This is a genomic window from Pseudomonas kilonensis (assembly GCF_001269885.1).
GTDB lineage: Bacteria > Pseudomonadota > Gammaproteobacteria > Pseudomonadales > Pseudomonadaceae > Aquipseudomonas > Aquipseudomonas kilonensis.
In genome coordinates, this window is the sequence record NZ_LHVH01000022.1 from 295,061 (window position 1) to 310,061 (window position 15,001).

The window sequence follows — 15,001 nt, forward strand, 5'->3', positions numbered from 1 at the left end:
CGACAACGAGTGTTTGAGTAAAAAAACAGGCTCATTGATGCGTAAACGCCATGACGGTTGTTCTCGGCAGCTCATGCCGAAGGTTAGAATGCGGCAAACCAGGAAGAGTCAATGACCGAACATCCCCTCTCGGAAGCCGAATACGACGCCATTACCGATGCCGCTGCCCATTGGTGCATGCGCTTGCATGCCGCCGATTGCACCGATGCCGAACGGCAGGCGTTCAAGCAATGGCACGATGCCGATCCCCTGCATGCTTTCGAATACGAAGCCATGCTGGAGATCTGGGCTGTTGCCGATCATCTGCCGCGTGTCGAGTCAACGCCGACTGCTCCAGCACGCCGCACCCAGTCGCGCTGGAGCCGGTTGGCGGTCGCCGCTGCGGTGTTAGTCGTGGGCATGCCCCTGGTCGCTTACACCGGCTGGAACCTGGGCTGGGTTGCCAATTCCTACCAGCGCTTCGAAGCTGGCGCCAGCGTACGCCATATCACCCTGGGTGACGGCAGCCAGGTCGAACTCAACCTGGGCAGTGAGCTGGTATTTGCCAACTACAAAAACGAACGCCGAGTGACGCTGAAAAAGGGTGAGGCGTTTTTTGACGTCAGCCATGACAAACAGCATCCGTTTGTGGTTCGGGCCGGCCAAGGCCAGGTGCGTGTGACCGGTACACGCTTCAACGTATGGATGTACCAGGATCAGGTACGGATCACGCTACTGGAGGGCTCGGTGAGGGTGACCAGCAACCAGGCACTCACCCGTGACGGCCTGCCGCTTTCCCCGGGCATGCAGGCCAGCTACAAGGCGGGCGACCAACAACCGCAAGTTCGTGAGACAGACGCCAATGACAGTTCGCTGGCGTGGCGCAACGGCAAGCTGGTGCTGGATAACCTTGCCCTGAGCGATGCACTGCCGCTGATCAACCGCTACCTCGACCGGCCCGTCATGTTGGCCGACAACAGCACCGGGGGCCTGCGTATCGGTGGTGTCTACAACATCAGCGAAGTGCAGAACCTGGTGCCTTCGCTGCCCAAAGTGCTGCCGGTCTACCTGACCCGGAACAAGGACGGCAACCCGGTCCTCAACTCCATCGGACAACGACCGGCCACTCACTGAAAGCTTTTCTCTGTGGGAGAAGTGGGTCAGCCTGACTCGATGTTGAATGTAAAGCCGTCATCGCGAGCAAGCTTTGCTCCCACAGCTTGAATCGGTGCCAGCCCGCGATTTCCCGGCCAACAAAAAATCCCCTGTGGGAGCAAAGCTTGCTCGCGATAGCGGCGTGTCAGTCGGCCTTGTTGTTGGATGTGCCGCCGTCATCGCGAGCAAGCTTTGCTCCCACAGTTTGGATCGGTGTCAGCCCGCAATTTCCCGGCCAACAAAAATCCCCTGTGGGAGCAAAGCTTGCTCGCGATAGCGGTGGGTCAGTCTGCCTTGTTGTTGGATGTGCCGCCGTCATCGCGAGCAAGCTTTGCTCCCACAGCTTGAATCGGTGCCAGCCCGCGATTTCCCGGCCAACAAAAAATCCCCTGTGGGAGCAAAGCTTGCTCGCGATAGCGGTGGGTCAGTCGGCCTTGTTGTTGGATGTGCCGCCGTCATCGCGAGCAAGCTTTGCTCCCACAGTTTGGATCGGTGTCAGCCCGCAATTTCCCGGCCAACAAAAATCCCCTGTGGGAGCAAAGCTTGCTCGCGATAGAAGTGGGTCAGCCTGCCTCGATGTTGAATGTAAAGCCGTCATCGCGAGCAAGCTTTGCTCCCACAGTTTGGATCGGTGCCAGCCTGCGATTTCCCGGCCAACAAAAAATCCCCTGTGGGAGCAAAGCTTGCTCGCGATAGCGGTGGGTCAGTCTGCCTTGATGTTGGACGTGCCGCCGTCATCGCGAGCAAGCTTTGCTCCCACAGTTTGGATCGGTGCCAGCCCGCGATTTCCCGGCCAACACAAATCCCCTGTGGGAGCAAAGCTTGCTCGCGATAGCGGCGTGTCAGTCGGCCTTGTTGTTGGATGTGCCGCCGTCATCGCGAACAAGCTTTGCTCCCACAGTTTGGATCGGTGCCAGCCTGCGATTTCCCGGCCAACACAAATCCCCTGTGGGAGCAAAGCTTGCTCGCGATAGCGGCGTGTCAGTCGGCCTTGTTGTTGGATGTGCCGCCGTCATCGCGAGCAAGCTTTGCTCCCACAGCTTGAATCGGTGCCAGCCCGCGATTTCCCGGCCAACACAAATCCCCTGTGGGAGCAAAGCTTGCTCGCGATAGCGGAGGATCAATCTACATCCAGTTTGAATGTGACCGCACAACAGCCGTTATTGCGTCGCCACCCTGCCCGCCTCATCACGTTCACGGATAATCAGCGCCTGATAGTGCGGATCGGCCTTGATCTGCTGTTCGGTGAATGGCAAGACACTCCACTGCTTCTGCGAAAACGCCTGGGTCTGGTCGGCCGAATAAGGCGACGCCGGGTCGCTGGAGAGGGAGAATGCCAGCAATCCCTGGGCCTGCGGACCTTTGCCGTCAAACGTCACCACTTGCAGATAACTGGTCCCGCTGACCACCTCCCGCTTGCCGTCCGCCCCGGGCACACTCTGGATCGCGTTGTAGATGCCCAGCTCCCCGGGACCGCCGTGAATCGGTGTCTGTCGGCTGCCGCTGCTGGCCACCTGGACGTCTTGCCATTGGCTGTCCTTCGACAAGCCGGCGACCTTCACCGTCTCCACCGAAGCCAGCATGGCATCGCGCACGTCCTTGAGCACGGCTGGCCGCTCGATCGCCAGGCCACGCGGTGTGTGTTGCGGGTCTTTGGGGTCGAACGCGACGCGCCATGAATCAGGCACCGCCTGCAACCGGTCCATGATGTGCTGGAAATGCACGAACCCCAGGCCGCTCTTCAGGCCGGCCTTACGATCCCAGGCCTTGAGGCTGGCACACGCCTCGACCAACGCCGAAGCCTCCACCCCCAAGTCACCGGCGCACACGCCGAGCAGGTCCGGCATCACCTGGTCAGCCAGGTAAACCTGATCGTCCATGACCATGCGCTGCAAATCCTCGACCTTCACCGGCCCGCTCTTGGCCAATTGGCCCATCCGGTCCAGCGCAAAACGCGCACGCAGTCCCAGGGGCTGGCCTTGCTGGCTGATCAACGGGGAGTAACCGGACAACGGCTGCGCAGGGTTGACCATCCAGGCCGAATCGTTGGAGTTCTGCACATAATCGCGACGCAGCAACTGCGGAAGCTTGTCGGCGGCATAAATGCCTTTTTGCACGGCGTTGGAATCGATATCCCAGGCACACTCGCTGCGAGCGCCATCCAGTACGATCAGTTTCAGCCCGGCCCGGGGATCGCTGCACCGAGCCAGTTTCTCGGCGTCGACGTTCGGCACCACCGACACGTTCATGTAGAGGCTTTGCCCCTGGTCGTCCACCGCCAGGGTATTGACCCAGGGAATGCCCTGGATCTTATGGACCGCATCCTGCAGATCCTTGAGCGTGACCGCCTTGTTCATGGCGTACCACTGGGCCAGCACGCGATCGTTGTCCAGGTTCGCGTCCCGCAGGCTGTAGGCGAACCGGTTATCCCAATCCAGCCGGCCAGGCCATTGCACGATCGGGCCGAACTGCGAGCCATAGACCACTCGGGAAATCGTCTGCACCTGGCCGTCAGGTTGCTTGACGTCCACCGCAACCGTCTGCTGACTCATCGGCACAGACTTGCCGTCGAGCAGATAGCGGGTCGGGTCCTTCGGGTCGAGTTGCAGGCGGTACAGGGTGAAATGTTTCGAGCTGTCGACGGTGTGGGTCCAGGCCAGGTGCTGGCTGAAACCGATATTGATCATCGGCAGGCCTGGCAGCGCCGCGCCCATGACGTCCAGCTTGCCGGGAATGGTCAGGTGCATCTGGTAGAAACGCATGCCGCCCACCCACGGAAAATGTGGGTTCGCCAGCAACATCCCGCGGCCGTTGAACGAGCGCTCGCTGCCGATGGCCAGCGCATTGCTGCCACGCTCCAGGGCAAAACGCTGCTGCCGGGTTGCGGCGGCAGCGAAACCGGTGACCGGGGTGCCCGTCAGCGCGGTCGCCTGGGGCGGTTGCGCGCCGGCCAGAGCCTCGGCGAATTGGCCAACGCCGCCTTCCACCAACAGCCGACGGGTCAACTTGACCAGGTCCAGCGCCGTGATCGGCCGCACCCACTCGCTGGCACATTGTTCGGGCAGGCCTTTGGCTTTGCGTTCGACCAGCGCACGGTTGTAACCCGCCACGTAGCCTTCGACCAGTTGCTGCACTTGAGGTGTCTGGGCCTGCCAGAAAGCGGAAACCGCTTGCGGCGTGTTGAGCCAGCTGAAGAACAGATCGCTGACGCGGTTCTCCCGCTCCTCGACCGTGACCTGCTCCGGCCCGAAATAGCGCGAGCGCTGGGCGTTCACCGTGACAATCTCATTGGCCAACAGGCACAGGTTGTCCTGGGCATACGCATAACCGATGCCATAACCCAGCCCGCGTTCATCCTGGGCCCGGATATGCGGTACGCCAAAACGGGTGCGACGGATCTCGGCACTGGCCTGCTGCCCATCGTCTTGCGCATTGGCCACGGGGCTGAGCCCGAGGGCGATCCCCAGAAAAGCGCCTGCGAGGCCAATCCTCGATAACTGCACGGACATTCTCACGTTCACTCCTGATGAAACTTCAGAAACCAGGACGGCTACCGGTGCGCCAGTAGACAAACACTCGACCCGCCTGGGAAATCACATGCCGCGTGCTGAACCGGAATGTGCCTACCTTGAAAACGAACCGGATGAAAAAAAATTAATGGCTGGCGACCGTTTGAACACGGGGGTTTGACGAAGCAGGGGCAATTTTTTCACATCATCGCCCTCATGATTGCGCGTCCTCGTTCGTCCTATTACAGGAGAGTATCCGTGACCTTTTCTGATCAGGCTGGTAAGGAGTTTTTGCATGCGTAACGCGCAACTGCCCATGGAGGGCAAGCCAAGGGCGAACGGCGTCTCGCTGAGCGCCCCCCACCGTGTATTCGACAGGCCGACGGAGCGAGGCGGCAATGACCACATCAGGCGTTTGCTCAAGAGCTTCGGGCTCAGGACCAGCCTGATTCGCCTCAAAGTCATCGACGCGTTGCTCAAGGCCGCCCACGAAAACCGCAGCCTGGGCGTGCGCGGGGTGCACAGCCAGTTGTTGGGGCTGGACATTCCATTGTCCTTTCTCAGCGTGCGTGAGGTGTTGAAGCGCCTGTGCAGCGAGGGCGTTGTCACCCTCAACCCGGATAAAAGCTACTGCCTGCACCCCAGTGCGATGGCCGTGCTCCAGGCCGAGGATTGAAGCCGGCGCTCAGGACTTGACCTTGCGCCGCATCACGCCATTGATCACCACCACGATGATCGCTACGGCGATGGCGATGTATTGAAACAGCTGCTCGCTGATCATGCCCTTGCCCTGCATCCAGGACAGTCCCAGCATGATTGCCAGGACGACGAGGACGATCAGAATCGAGTATTTCAAACGTTGTGAATGAGTCATTGCCAATTTCCTGAATGTATCCGTTCTGTATCCGAAGACTTGCCAAGCCCATACCGTATTGCGGGAATGGCGGGCTGCCAACGGGGTCCCATGGTACAGCCGAAGGAGCGTATTCGCGCAACCGCGGCGGTTAATCATGAGGAATTATGTATGTTCCGTCGTATCAGCCTATCAACAGCCTGAACACCCAGATCGCCACCGCCGCCGAGCAACAGAGCGCGGTGACCGAACAGTTGGCCTAGGGTTTGTTGACCGGGTACATATCCATTGCTGCGGTAACGGCGGCTTATGGTTCCGCTCTTACAGCGGGTCACTTTTGGAAGAGCCGGGAGCCGGACCAGCCAAAAGTAACCAAAAGCGCTTTGCCCCACCACTCGGCACCTCGCCTAGGCTCGGTGTGCCCTCACTCCGGCATTGCTCCGTGGGCCCGCCGCGAAGAGCCATCCATGGCCCAGCGCGGCTAACCCGGCATCCATGCCGGGTTGCCCACTCCACAATGCCTGCGTTCAGCCATCGTGGTTAACGGGGCGTCCCAGATCAAAAACAAAAGCCAGGCGGCCTAACAGCCGGCCTGGCTCTTACGGTCGTACACCCGTCAGATCTGTTTGAGCAGAACCTGTGGGAGCAAAGCTTGCTCGCGAGGCGGCCTGACAGCCGACCTGGTTCTCCCGGTCGTACTCGCTCCCACAGGATTTTTTCGCCCTTGCAACCTGACAATTCTGTAATCCCCGCCTCAGCCCCCCGTCAGCTCGCGCTCACTACTCTGTTATCCTCTCTCCAAACCGTTCGACAAGAGACCACCTCCATGGCCAACCCCCCGCACCTGCTCGCCTTGAGCGCCCTGTTCATGACCACCCTGGCCCAGGCCGCCGAACCGGTCACCATTGATGTGCACCGCGACGCCAACTGCGGCTGCTGCAAAAAATGGGTTTCACATCTGCAAGAAAATGGCTTCAAGGTCAACGACCATGTCGAGGCCGACATGAGTTCGGTCAAGCAGCGTCTGGGGGTCGCGCCGAATCTGCGTTCCTGCCACACCGCCGAGATCAACGGCAAATTCGTCGAAGGCCATGTCCCGGCTGATCAGGTGCTGGCCTTGAGCAAGCGCGATGACTTGCTCGGCGTGGCCGCACCGGGCATGCCCATGGGCTCGCCCGGCATGGAAATGGACGGCATGAGCGATGCTTATCAAGTGATTGGCCTGAAAAAAGACGGGACCCAAACCGTAGTGGCGGATTACCCGGCTCACTGATGGGCGAAGCCTATATCGGCTTGTTCCTGGCGGCTTTCGGCGCGGCAACCTTGTTGCCGCTGCAATCCGAAGCATTGTTGGTCGGCTTGTTGCTCAGCGAGCGCCACGAGGTCTGGTTGCTGCTGGGGGTCGCCACGACTGGCAATGTCCTGGGTTCGCTGGTGAACTGGTGGCTGGGCACACGCTTGGAGCACTTCAAGGATCGGCGCTGGTTTCCGGTCAGCCCGGCCCACCTGGACAAGGCTCGCGTGCATTACCAACGCTTCGGCCGCTGGTCGCTGCTGCTCAGTTGGCTGCCCATCATCGGTGACCCGTTGACCCTGGTGGCCGGGGTGATGGGCGAACCGTGGCGGCGCTTCCTGCTGATCGTGACCCTTGCCAAGGGCCTGCGCTATGGCGTTCTCGCTTTGGCGACACTGGGCTGGATGGACTGAACGTTCGGGCCGTTCGGTTGCCTGTGGTTAATGTCGCCATAATCGGGTCGCGCCAGGATCGGCGGCGGCCACAAGGAGATTGACCATGCCCCGCACCACCGCGCGCTGGTTGCCCAGCCTGTTCCTCACCGCCGCCCTGCCCCTGTTTGCCCAGGCCGCCAATCCGCCGGAGGGCCCGGCCTACGGAGCCCAGTTGGAGGGCTTCGAACATCCCTATACCCTCAAGCACTTCGCCTTCCAGTCCCAGGGCCAGTCGTTGCAAATGGGCTATATGGATGTGCCGGCCCAAGGCAAGGTCAATGGCCGCTCGGTGGTGCTGATGCACGGCAAGAATTTCTGTGCCGCCACTTGGGGCGATTCGATCAAGGCCCTCAGCGAGGCCGGATACCGGGTCATCGCAGCCGACCAGGTCGGCTTCTGCACATCGAGCAAACCCGAGTATTACCAGTACAGCTTCCAGCAACTGGCGAGCAATACCCAGGCCTTGCTCAAAACCCTCGGCGTACAGAAAGCCGTCGTCCTCGGCCATTCCACCGGCGGTATGCTCGCCACCCGCTACGCCTTGCAGTTTCCCGACCAGGTCGAACGCCTGGCGATGGTCAACCCCATCGGCCTGGAAGACTGGAAAGCCCTGGGCGTGCCCTATCGCACCGTGGACCAATGGTACGCGCGGGAGCTGAAGGTCACCGCCGAGGGCATTGGCAATTACGAGCGCACGACCTACTACGGCGGCCGCTGGAAACCTGAGTTCGACCGTTGGGTGGATATGCTCGCTGGCTTGAACAAAGGCCCGGGACATACGCAAGTGGCGTGGAACTCGGCGCTGATCTACGACATGATCTTCACCCAGCCGGTCTATTACGAATTCAAGGACCTGACCGTGCCCACCCTGCTGCTGATCGGCACCTCCGACACCACCGCCATCGGCAGCGACATCGCGCCGCCAGCGGTCAAGGCCAAATTGGGCCACTACGAGGTACTGGGCAAGCAGGTCGCCGGGCTGATTCCCCGCTCGACCCTGGTGGAGTTCCCCAATCTGGGGCATGCCCCACAGATGGAAGAGCCGGACCGGTTCCACAAGGCCCTGTTGGGCTGGCTGGACAAACCCATTCCCTGACGAGGTGTTCCATGGCGGTGCAAATAGCAGTCATAGACGATTGGCAAGATGTGGCACGTGGCGTGGTCGATTGGTCGGTACTGGACGGTGTCGGCCAGGTGACGTTTCTCCATGACTACCCCGCCGACCGCGACACCCTTGCCGAGCGCTTGCAGCGCTTCGAAGTGATCTGCGTGATGCGTGAACGCACGGTGTTCGACGAGGGCCTGCTGCGCCGCCTGCCCAATCTCAAGCTGCTGCTCACCGGCGGCATGCGCAATGCCGCCCTGGACCTGAAGGCCGCCGCCGAGCTGGGTATCCAGGTGTGTGGCACCGACAGCTACAAGCACGCCGCGCCCGAATTGACCTGGGCGCTGATCATGGCCCTGACCCGCAACCTGGTGCAGGAAGCCAATGCCCTGCGCGCCGGCCTGTGGCAGCAAGGCCTGGGCGGCGACTTGCACGGCAAGACATTGGCAATCCTCGGCCTGGGCAGCATCGGTACCCGGGTGGCGCAGTTCGGCCAGGTGTTCGGCATGCGGGTCATCGCCTGGAGCCAGAACCTCAGCGCCGAGCGCGCCGCCGAAGTGGGCGTGACCTACGTCAGCAAACAAGCGCTGTTCGAGCAGGCCGATATTCTCTCGATCCACCTGGTGCTCGGCGAACGCACCCGCGGCCTGGTGGATGCCCAAGCGCTGGGCTGGATGAAACCCGAGGCGCTGCTGGTCAACACCTCCCGTGGGCCGATCGTCAATGAAACCGCCCTGATCGACGCCCTCCAACACCGGCACCTGGCCGGCGCCGCCCTGGACGTATTCGCCCAGGAGCCCTTGCCCGCCGCCCATCCATTCCGAACCCTGGATAACGTACTGGCCACGCCGCACCTGGGTTACGTCAGCCGACAGAATTACCAGCAGTTCTATTCCCTGATGATCGAAGACCTGCTGGCCTGGGCGGCGGGCCAGCCGATCCGGTTGCTGACGCCGGCAGGCTGAATCTAAGCCCCAAATACCCAGGACAACTCCTTCTGTGGGAGCGGGCTTGCTCGCGAATATGGTCTGTCAGTCACACATTTTCCGACTGATACACCGCATTCGCGAGCAAGCCCGCTCCCACAGATATAGCGTCTTTTCAGCGCCGACAATGGCCATCAAAACGCCTCTACCGCGCCCGCTCCTCAATGGTGCATCACGCCATTCCATCGCGCACGCCAATGAAACAACCCCGTCCCCATACACATTTTTCTTTTCAGAAAACTGCACTTCGTCGGTGCGTATCCCCCTTTGTCGTGTAAGAGATTGCCGACAAAAACCGTGATTGTCGGACAATACGACGAACCGAGCCGCACCGCTCTAGGTTCTGACCTAGACTGCCTAACTGGGGGGGAACCCAACCGGTCATCCAGACGAAAAAAAGTCGAAACTTTTCGCAACGGCGACAGGTCAGGTTAGAGGTAGGGCAACCGCGACTGGTGCAGTCCTTGCACTGGTCATTGCAACAGCTCCTTCAGCTGATTCGCTTCGCCGCATTGGGTAGCCGTTCGCTTTCCTTGCGTTGCGCTTGTGCGCCTGGCCGCAGGATTTGGCCAATGAAACAACAGCTCTGGCGCTTGCCGGAAACAGATCGAGAAAATGGGAGATATTTATGATCAGTGCTGCCTTGGAACCACAACAAGTCCGTTCTCAACTACCGCCCGCGGCCGAATCGCCAACGGCACCGGTGCTGGCCACCGGCGGCAAGGCACTGCTCCCCGTCGTTCGACAGAATCCCAACCGCAAGAAAGTATTGTTCGTCACCTCGGAAATCGCTGACCTGGTCAAGACCGGCGGCCTGGGCGATGTCTCCTCCGCACTGCCCCGGGCCATGGCTGGGCTGCATGATGTCCGGGTGCTGATCCCCGGTTATCCGCAAGTGATGAACAGCGGCAATCCGATCCACATCATCGGCGAACTGGGCGGCCACGCAGCGCTGCCGCCCTGCAAGATCGGGCGCATGGACATGGCCGACGGCCTGGTGATCTACGTCCTGATCTGCCCGGAACTCTTTGCCCGCGAAGGCTCCCCTTACGGTGCCAACAACGGTCGCGACTGGCCCGACAACCACATTCGCTTCGCCCGTCTGGGCCTGGCCGCCGCCGACATCGCCGCCAACCTCGCGCAGATCCACTGGTGCCCGGACCTGGTCCACGCCCACGACTGGCCAGCCGGGCTGGCGCCGGCCTATATGCACTGGCGCGGGCAACGCACCCCGACCCTGTTTACCATTCACAACCTGGCCTACCAAGGCGTCGTCAGCCTGGCGTCCTGCCCGGAGCTGGGCATCCCCGAACACGCCCTGCAGCAGGAAGGCATGGAGTTCTACGGCAAACTGTCGTTCCTCAAGGCCGGGATGGCCTACTCCAGCCATATCACCACCGTCAGTGCCACCTACGCCCAGGAGATCACCACCCCGGCGTTTGGCTGCGGGCTCGACGGTTTCCTCGCTGCCAAGACCCAACAAGGTTTGCTCAGCGGCATCCCCAACGGTATCGATGAAAGCTGGGATTCGGCCACCGACACCCACCTGTTCCGTCAGTTCGCCATGGGCGACTGGGAAGGCAAGGCGGTCAACGCGTCCCATGTGCGCGAACTCTTTGGCCTCGACGACTCCACTGGCCCGCTGTTCGCCGTGGTTTCGCGCCTGGTCTACCAGAAAGGCCTGGACCTGACCGAAGCGGTCGCCGAGTTCATCGTCGAGTCCGGCGGCCAGATCGCCATCATCGGCCGTGGCGAACCGGAGGAAGAACAGGCCATGCGTGAACTGGCACTGCGCTTCCCCGGACGCATCGGCGTGCGTATCGGCTTCAACGAAACCGATGCGCGGCGGATGTTCGCCGGCAGCGACTTCCTGCTGATGCCGTCGCGCTACGAGCCCTGCGGCTTGAGCCAGATGTACGCCCAGCGCTTCGGCTCGCTGCCGGTGGCGCGCAATACCGGAGGGTTGGCGGACACCATCGAAGATGGCATCACCGGTTTCCTGTTCGATGAGTCCACCGTGGAAAGCTACAAACAGGCCTTGAGCCGGGCCTTCAAGGTCTTCGAGTTCCCCGACCTGCTCAACGCCATGCGCTGCCGGGCCATGTCGGCGCCGTTCAACTGGTGCCAGGCCGTGGAACCCTACGCCGAACTTTACGAACAGCTGGTGGCTAAGTCACTGGGAAAATCGGCCAGACAATGAGGTAACGATGACGTCAAGGACGCCTGAAACATGGACCCACGGGGCGGTCATGCTGGATGACGAGCACACCCGCTTCGCCCTCTGGGCCCCGGATGCATTTTTTGTCAGTGTCGAGCTCGACACTGGAGATTCAATACCGCTACTGCCCCAAGCCGACGGCTGGTTCATGATCCAGACCCGTTGCCCCGCTGGCACCCGCTACCGCTACAACATCGATGGCGAGCTGGAGGTGCCGGACCCGGCCTCGCGCGCCCAGGCCGGCGACATCGATCGCCAGAGCGTGGTGGTCGACCCGCATGCCTACCCCTGGCGACACACCCAATGGTCCGGCCGCCCCTGGCACGAAGCCGTAATCTACGAGTTGCACGTGGGCGCCCTGGGTGGTTTCGACGGCGTCGAACAGCATTTGGCACGCTTGGCCGGGCTGGGCATCACCGCCATCGAGCTGATGCCATTGGCGCAGTTTCCCGGTGATCGCAACTGGGGCTACGACGGCGTCCTGCCCTACGCACCCCAGGCCTCCTACGGCACGCCCGAACAGCTCAAGCATCTGATCGACAGCGCCCACGGCCATGGGCTGTCCGTCATCCTGGATGTGGTCTACAACCACTTCGGCCCCGACGGCAACTACCTGCACCGTTATGCCAAGGGGTTCTTCCGTGAAGACAAGCACACGCCCTGGGGCGCGGCGATTGATTTCCGTCGCCGCGAAGTGCGGGACTTCTTCATCGACAACGCGCTCATGTGGCTGCTGGAGTACCGTTTCGACGGCCTGCGCCTGGACGCGGTACACGCCATCGAAGACCCGGACTTTCTCCAGGAGCTGGCGACCCGGGTGCGCGAGCAGGTGGACCCGATCCGGCATGTCTGGCTGACCGTGGAAAACGAACACAACCAGGCCCACCTGCTGGAGCATGTCTACGACGCCCAGTGGAACGACGACGGGCACAATGCCCTGCACGTGCTGCTGACCGGTGAGACCGACGCCTACTACGCCGACTATGCCGAGCAACCGACCGAACAACTGGCCCGTTGCCTGAGCCAGGGTTTCGTCTTCCAGGGCCATCTCAATCGCCATGGCGAAGCCCGGGGCGAGCCCAGCAGTCACCTGCCGCCGAGCGCGTTCGTGCTGTTCCTGCAGAACCATGACCAGATCGGCAACCGTGCCTTGGGCGAACGCCTGCATCAGCTCGCCGCACCCCAGGCCCTGCAGGCAGCGACAGTCTTGTTGCTGTTGTCACCGATGATCCCGCTGCTGTTCATGGGCGATGAGGTGGCGGCCGAACAACCGTTCCTGTTCTTTACCAGCCACCACGGCGAGCTGGCAGAGCTTGTGCGCGAAGGCCGACGCAACGAATTCAAGGCCTTCAGTGCCTTTGCCGATCCGCAGCAGCGCGAACGAATTCCCGACCCCAACGCCGCCAGCACCTTCGAGGCTTCACGCCCAAGCCTGGAGTCGCGAGGCCCGGAGCAGCAGGCCAACGAGGCGCTGTATCGGCAACTGCTGAAAATCCGCCGTGAAGAGATCGTCCCGCGCCTGCCCGGTGCCCAGGCCCTGGGCACCGATGTGCTGGGCCATGGCGCCATCAGCGCACGCTGGCGATTGGGCGATGGCAGTGTGTTGCGCATCGACTTCAACCTCGGCGATCAGCCCGTCGAACACAATGCCCCGGAAGAGGCACGCATTCTTTTCGAACATCCGCAGCAAGTCATGGGTCTGTTGCAACAGGGCGCCCTTGCGCCCTACAGCGCGCTGGTCAGTCTGACGCAGGCGACAACCTTGCCCAACATCACTGGAGAGCGCCTATGAGCGATGCGCAACTGGAAATCCTCGCCAGCCGAGCGGGCCTGGCGGTGGATTGGATCGATGCCAATGGCCGGGCCCAGAAAGTCTCGCCGGCGGTCTTGCGTTCGGTCCTCACCGGCCTGGGCCATCCGGCCGGCAGCGCCCAGGAAATCGACGCCAGCCTGCTGCAATTGCAGGAAGCTCAACAGAACCATCAATTGCCACCGCTGATCACCGCCGACGTCGGGGTCAGCCTGGACTTGAGCCGCTACTTCGAGGCCGGGACGCCCTGCGAAATCAAACTCGAAGATGGCGCGACACTGAACCTGAACCTTGATGCCGATGCCAAGCTGCCGGGGATGGTCCCGGTGGGTTATCAGCACATCAGCATCCAGGACCAGCATTTCACCCTGGCCGTCGCGCCGGCCCGTTGCTACAGCGTGGCCGATGCGGTGGACGACCCGACGCCACGGGCCTGGGGCCTGAGCGCGCAACTGTATGCCCTCAGGCGTCCCGGTGACGGTGGCTTCGGTGACACCCAGGCCTTGGAGGAGCTGGCACGGGTGGCCGGCGAGCGCGGCGCCGAGGCCGTTGCCATCAGCCCGATGCACGCGATGTTCAGCAGCGACACCGGGCGCTACAGCCCCTACTCACCGTCGAGCCGACTGTTCTTCAACAGCCTGTACGCCGCGCCGGGCACCATCCTCGGTGAACGTGCGCTGCGCACCGCCATCGACGCCACCGGCCTGACCAATCAACTGCGCACCCTGGAAGAGCAGCCGCTGATCGACTGGCCGGTCGCCGCCCAGGCCAAGCAAAAAATCCTGCGTGCCCTGTACGACGGCTTCAGCCAGGGTGAGCATCCGTTGCATGAAGACTTCAGCAGTTTCCGCCACACCAGCGGCGAAGCCCTGGAAAACCATTGCCGCTTCGAGGCCTTGCAGGCCGAGCGCGCCGCCCGGGGTGAAAGCCTCGACTGGCGCCACTGGCCGGAAAAATGGCGCGATCCGCGCAGCGCGGCCCTGGCCCATTTCGCCGAGGAAAATGCCGATGAGATCGGCTTCTACGCTTTTTGCCAATGGTTGATCGCCCGCAGCCTGGAGCGCGCCCAGAGCGCAGCCCGATCCAGCGGCATGGGCATCGGCCTGATCGCCGACCTGGCAGTGGGTGCCGATGGCGGTGGCAGCCAGGCCTGGAGCCGGCAGGACGAACTGCTCGCCTCCCTGACCGTGGGCGCCCCGCCGGACATTCTCAACCGCTCCGGCCAAGGCTGGGGGATCTCGGCGTTTTCCCCGGAAGGCCTGGTGCGTAACGGCTTTCGCGCCTTCATTGAAATGCTGCGGGCCAACTTCGCCCACGCCGGCGGCTTGCGCATCGATCATGTCATGGGTTTGCAACGGCTCTGGGTGATCCCTAACGACGCCCCACCTCGCGATGGCGCCTACCTGTATTACCCGGTGGACGACCTGCTGCGCCTATTGGCGCTGGAATCCCATCGTCATCAGGCTATCGTGCTCGGCGAAGACCTCGGCACCGTGCCCGACGGCCTGCGCGAAAAACTCATTGCCCGCTCGATCCTGGGCATGCGCGTGCTGTTGTTCGAACAGGACAACACCCACTTCAAGCCCATTCTCGACTGGCCGGACAATGCCCTGGCCACCACCAGCACCCACGACTTGCCCACGCTCAATGGCTGGTGG

The 15,001-nt window shown here is 62.1% G+C and carries 11 protein-coding genes; 9 read left to right on the plus strand and 2 right to left on the minus strand.

Going from position 1 to position 15,001, the window contains the following annotated elements; genetic code table 11:
- The first annotated feature begins 111 nt into the window (after positions 1 to 111).
- Positions 112 to 1,113, plus strand: a complete 1,002-nt coding sequence (locus AD662_RS15600; RefSeq protein ID WP_018610397.1) for a FecR family protein — start codon at positions 112 to 114, stop codon at positions 1,111 to 1,113.
- Between the two features lie 1,181 nt (positions 1,114 to 2,294).
- On the opposite strand, the gene pvdQ is transcribed toward AD662_RS15600, so the two are convergent.
- The gene (gene pvdQ / locus AD662_RS15605) at positions 2,295 to 4,643 is read right to left on the minus strand and encodes a bifunctional acylase PvdQ (protein WP_053188614.1); all 2,349 of its coding nucleotides are present in this window, start codon (positions 4,641 to 4,643) and stop codon (positions 2,295 to 2,297) included.
- A 295-nt stretch (positions 4,644 to 4,938) separates the two neighbouring features.
- Between pvdQ and AD662_RS15610 the strand changes: the two genes are divergently transcribed.
- Positions 4,939 to 5,319, plus strand: coding sequence for a hypothetical protein (locus AD662_RS15610; protein ID WP_018601335.1), 381 nt, complete (start codon positions 4,939 to 4,941; stop codon positions 5,317 to 5,319).
- A gap of 9 nt (positions 5,320 to 5,328) precedes the next feature.
- Here AD662_RS15610 and AD662_RS15615 read toward each other — a convergent pair whose 3' ends face one another.
- Entirely contained in the window at positions 5,329 to 5,517 is a 189-nt protein-coding gene (locus tag AD662_RS15615) for a hypothetical protein (RefSeq protein ID WP_018601337.1), read from the minus strand.
- Between the two features lie 805 nt (positions 5,518 to 6,322).
- Here AD662_RS15615 and AD662_RS15620 point away from each other — a divergent pair.
- From AD662_RS15620 to malQ, 7 genes are all read left to right on the plus strand, one after another.
- Complete coding sequence (locus AD662_RS15620; protein WP_053188617.1) at positions 6,323 to 6,769, plus strand: DUF411 domain-containing protein; 447 nt, start codon at positions 6,323 to 6,325, stop codon at positions 6,767 to 6,769.
- On the plus strand, positions 6,769 to 7,203 hold the full coding sequence (locus AD662_RS15625; protein WP_014338249.1) for a YqaA family protein: 435 nt from the start codon (positions 6,769 to 6,771) through the stop codon (positions 7,201 to 7,203). The genes AD662_RS15620 and AD662_RS15625 overlap by 1 nt, the downstream gene beginning before the upstream one ends.
- 85 nt (positions 7,204 to 7,288) lie before the next feature.
- The gene (locus AD662_RS15630) at positions 7,289 to 8,320 is read left to right on the plus strand and encodes an alpha/beta fold hydrolase (protein WP_053188620.1); all 1,032 of its coding nucleotides are present in this window, start codon (positions 7,289 to 7,291) and stop codon (positions 8,318 to 8,320) included.
- Between the two features lie 11 nt (positions 8,321 to 8,331).
- A complete protein-coding gene (locus AD662_RS15635; protein ID WP_053188622.1) occupies positions 8,332 to 9,294 on the plus strand; it encodes a D-2-hydroxyacid dehydrogenase family protein in 963 nt (320 codons plus the stop codon).
- A 649-nt stretch (positions 9,295 to 9,943) separates the two neighbouring features.
- Positions 9,944 to 11,515: a glycogen synthase GlgA gene (gene glgA, locus AD662_RS15640; RefSeq protein WP_018601354.1), complete on the plus strand. Its 1,572-nt coding sequence runs from the start codon at positions 9,944 to 9,946 to the stop codon at positions 11,513 to 11,515.
- A 7-nt stretch (positions 11,516 to 11,522) separates the two neighbouring features.
- Positions 11,523 to 13,325 (plus strand): malto-oligosyltrehalose trehalohydrolase, encoded by a 1,803-nt coding sequence (treZ, locus tag AD662_RS15645; RefSeq protein ID WP_033062384.1) that lies wholly within the window; start codon positions 11,523 to 11,525, stop codon positions 13,323 to 13,325.
- Positions 13,322 to 15,001: 4-alpha-glucanotransferase (malQ, locus tag AD662_RS15650; RefSeq protein WP_053188626.1), on the plus strand; the 1,680-nt coding region annotated here is incomplete at its 3' end. The genes treZ and malQ, both read left to right, overlap by 4 nt.

Excerpts from the sequence above, each read along its gene's own strand:
- AD662_RS15600 (WP_018610397.1), top strand. The coding sequence starts at position 112 with ATGACCGAACATCCCCTCTCGGAAGCCGAATACGACGCCATTACCGAT.
- pvdQ (WP_053188614.1), bottom strand. The coding sequence starts at position 4,643 with ATGTCCGTGCAGTTATCGAGGATTGGCCTCGCAGGCGCTTTTCTGGGG.
- AD662_RS15610 (WP_018601335.1), top strand. The coding sequence starts at position 4,939 with ATGCGTAACGCGCAACTGCCCATGGAGGGCAAGCCAAGGGCGAACGGC.
- AD662_RS15615 (WP_018601337.1), bottom strand. The coding sequence starts at position 5,517 with ATGACTCATTCACAACGTTTGAAATACTCGATTCTGATCGTCCTCGTC.
- AD662_RS15620 (WP_053188617.1), top strand. The coding sequence starts at position 6,323 with ATGGCCAACCCCCCGCACCTGCTCGCCTTGAGCGCCCTGTTCATGACC.
- AD662_RS15625 (WP_014338249.1), top strand. The coding sequence starts at position 6,769 with ATGGGCGAAGCCTATATCGGCTTGTTCCTGGCGGCTTTCGGCGCGGCA.
- AD662_RS15630 (WP_053188620.1), top strand. The coding sequence starts at position 7,289 with ATGCCCCGCACCACCGCGCGCTGGTTGCCCAGCCTGTTCCTCACCGCC.
- AD662_RS15635 (WP_053188622.1), top strand. The coding sequence starts at position 8,332 with ATGGCGGTGCAAATAGCAGTCATAGACGATTGGCAAGATGTGGCACGT.
- glgA (WP_018601354.1), top strand. The coding sequence starts at position 9,944 with ATGATCAGTGCTGCCTTGGAACCACAACAAGTCCGTTCTCAACTACCG.
- treZ (WP_033062384.1), top strand. The coding sequence starts at position 11,523 with ATGACGTCAAGGACGCCTGAAACATGGACCCACGGGGCGGTCATGCTG.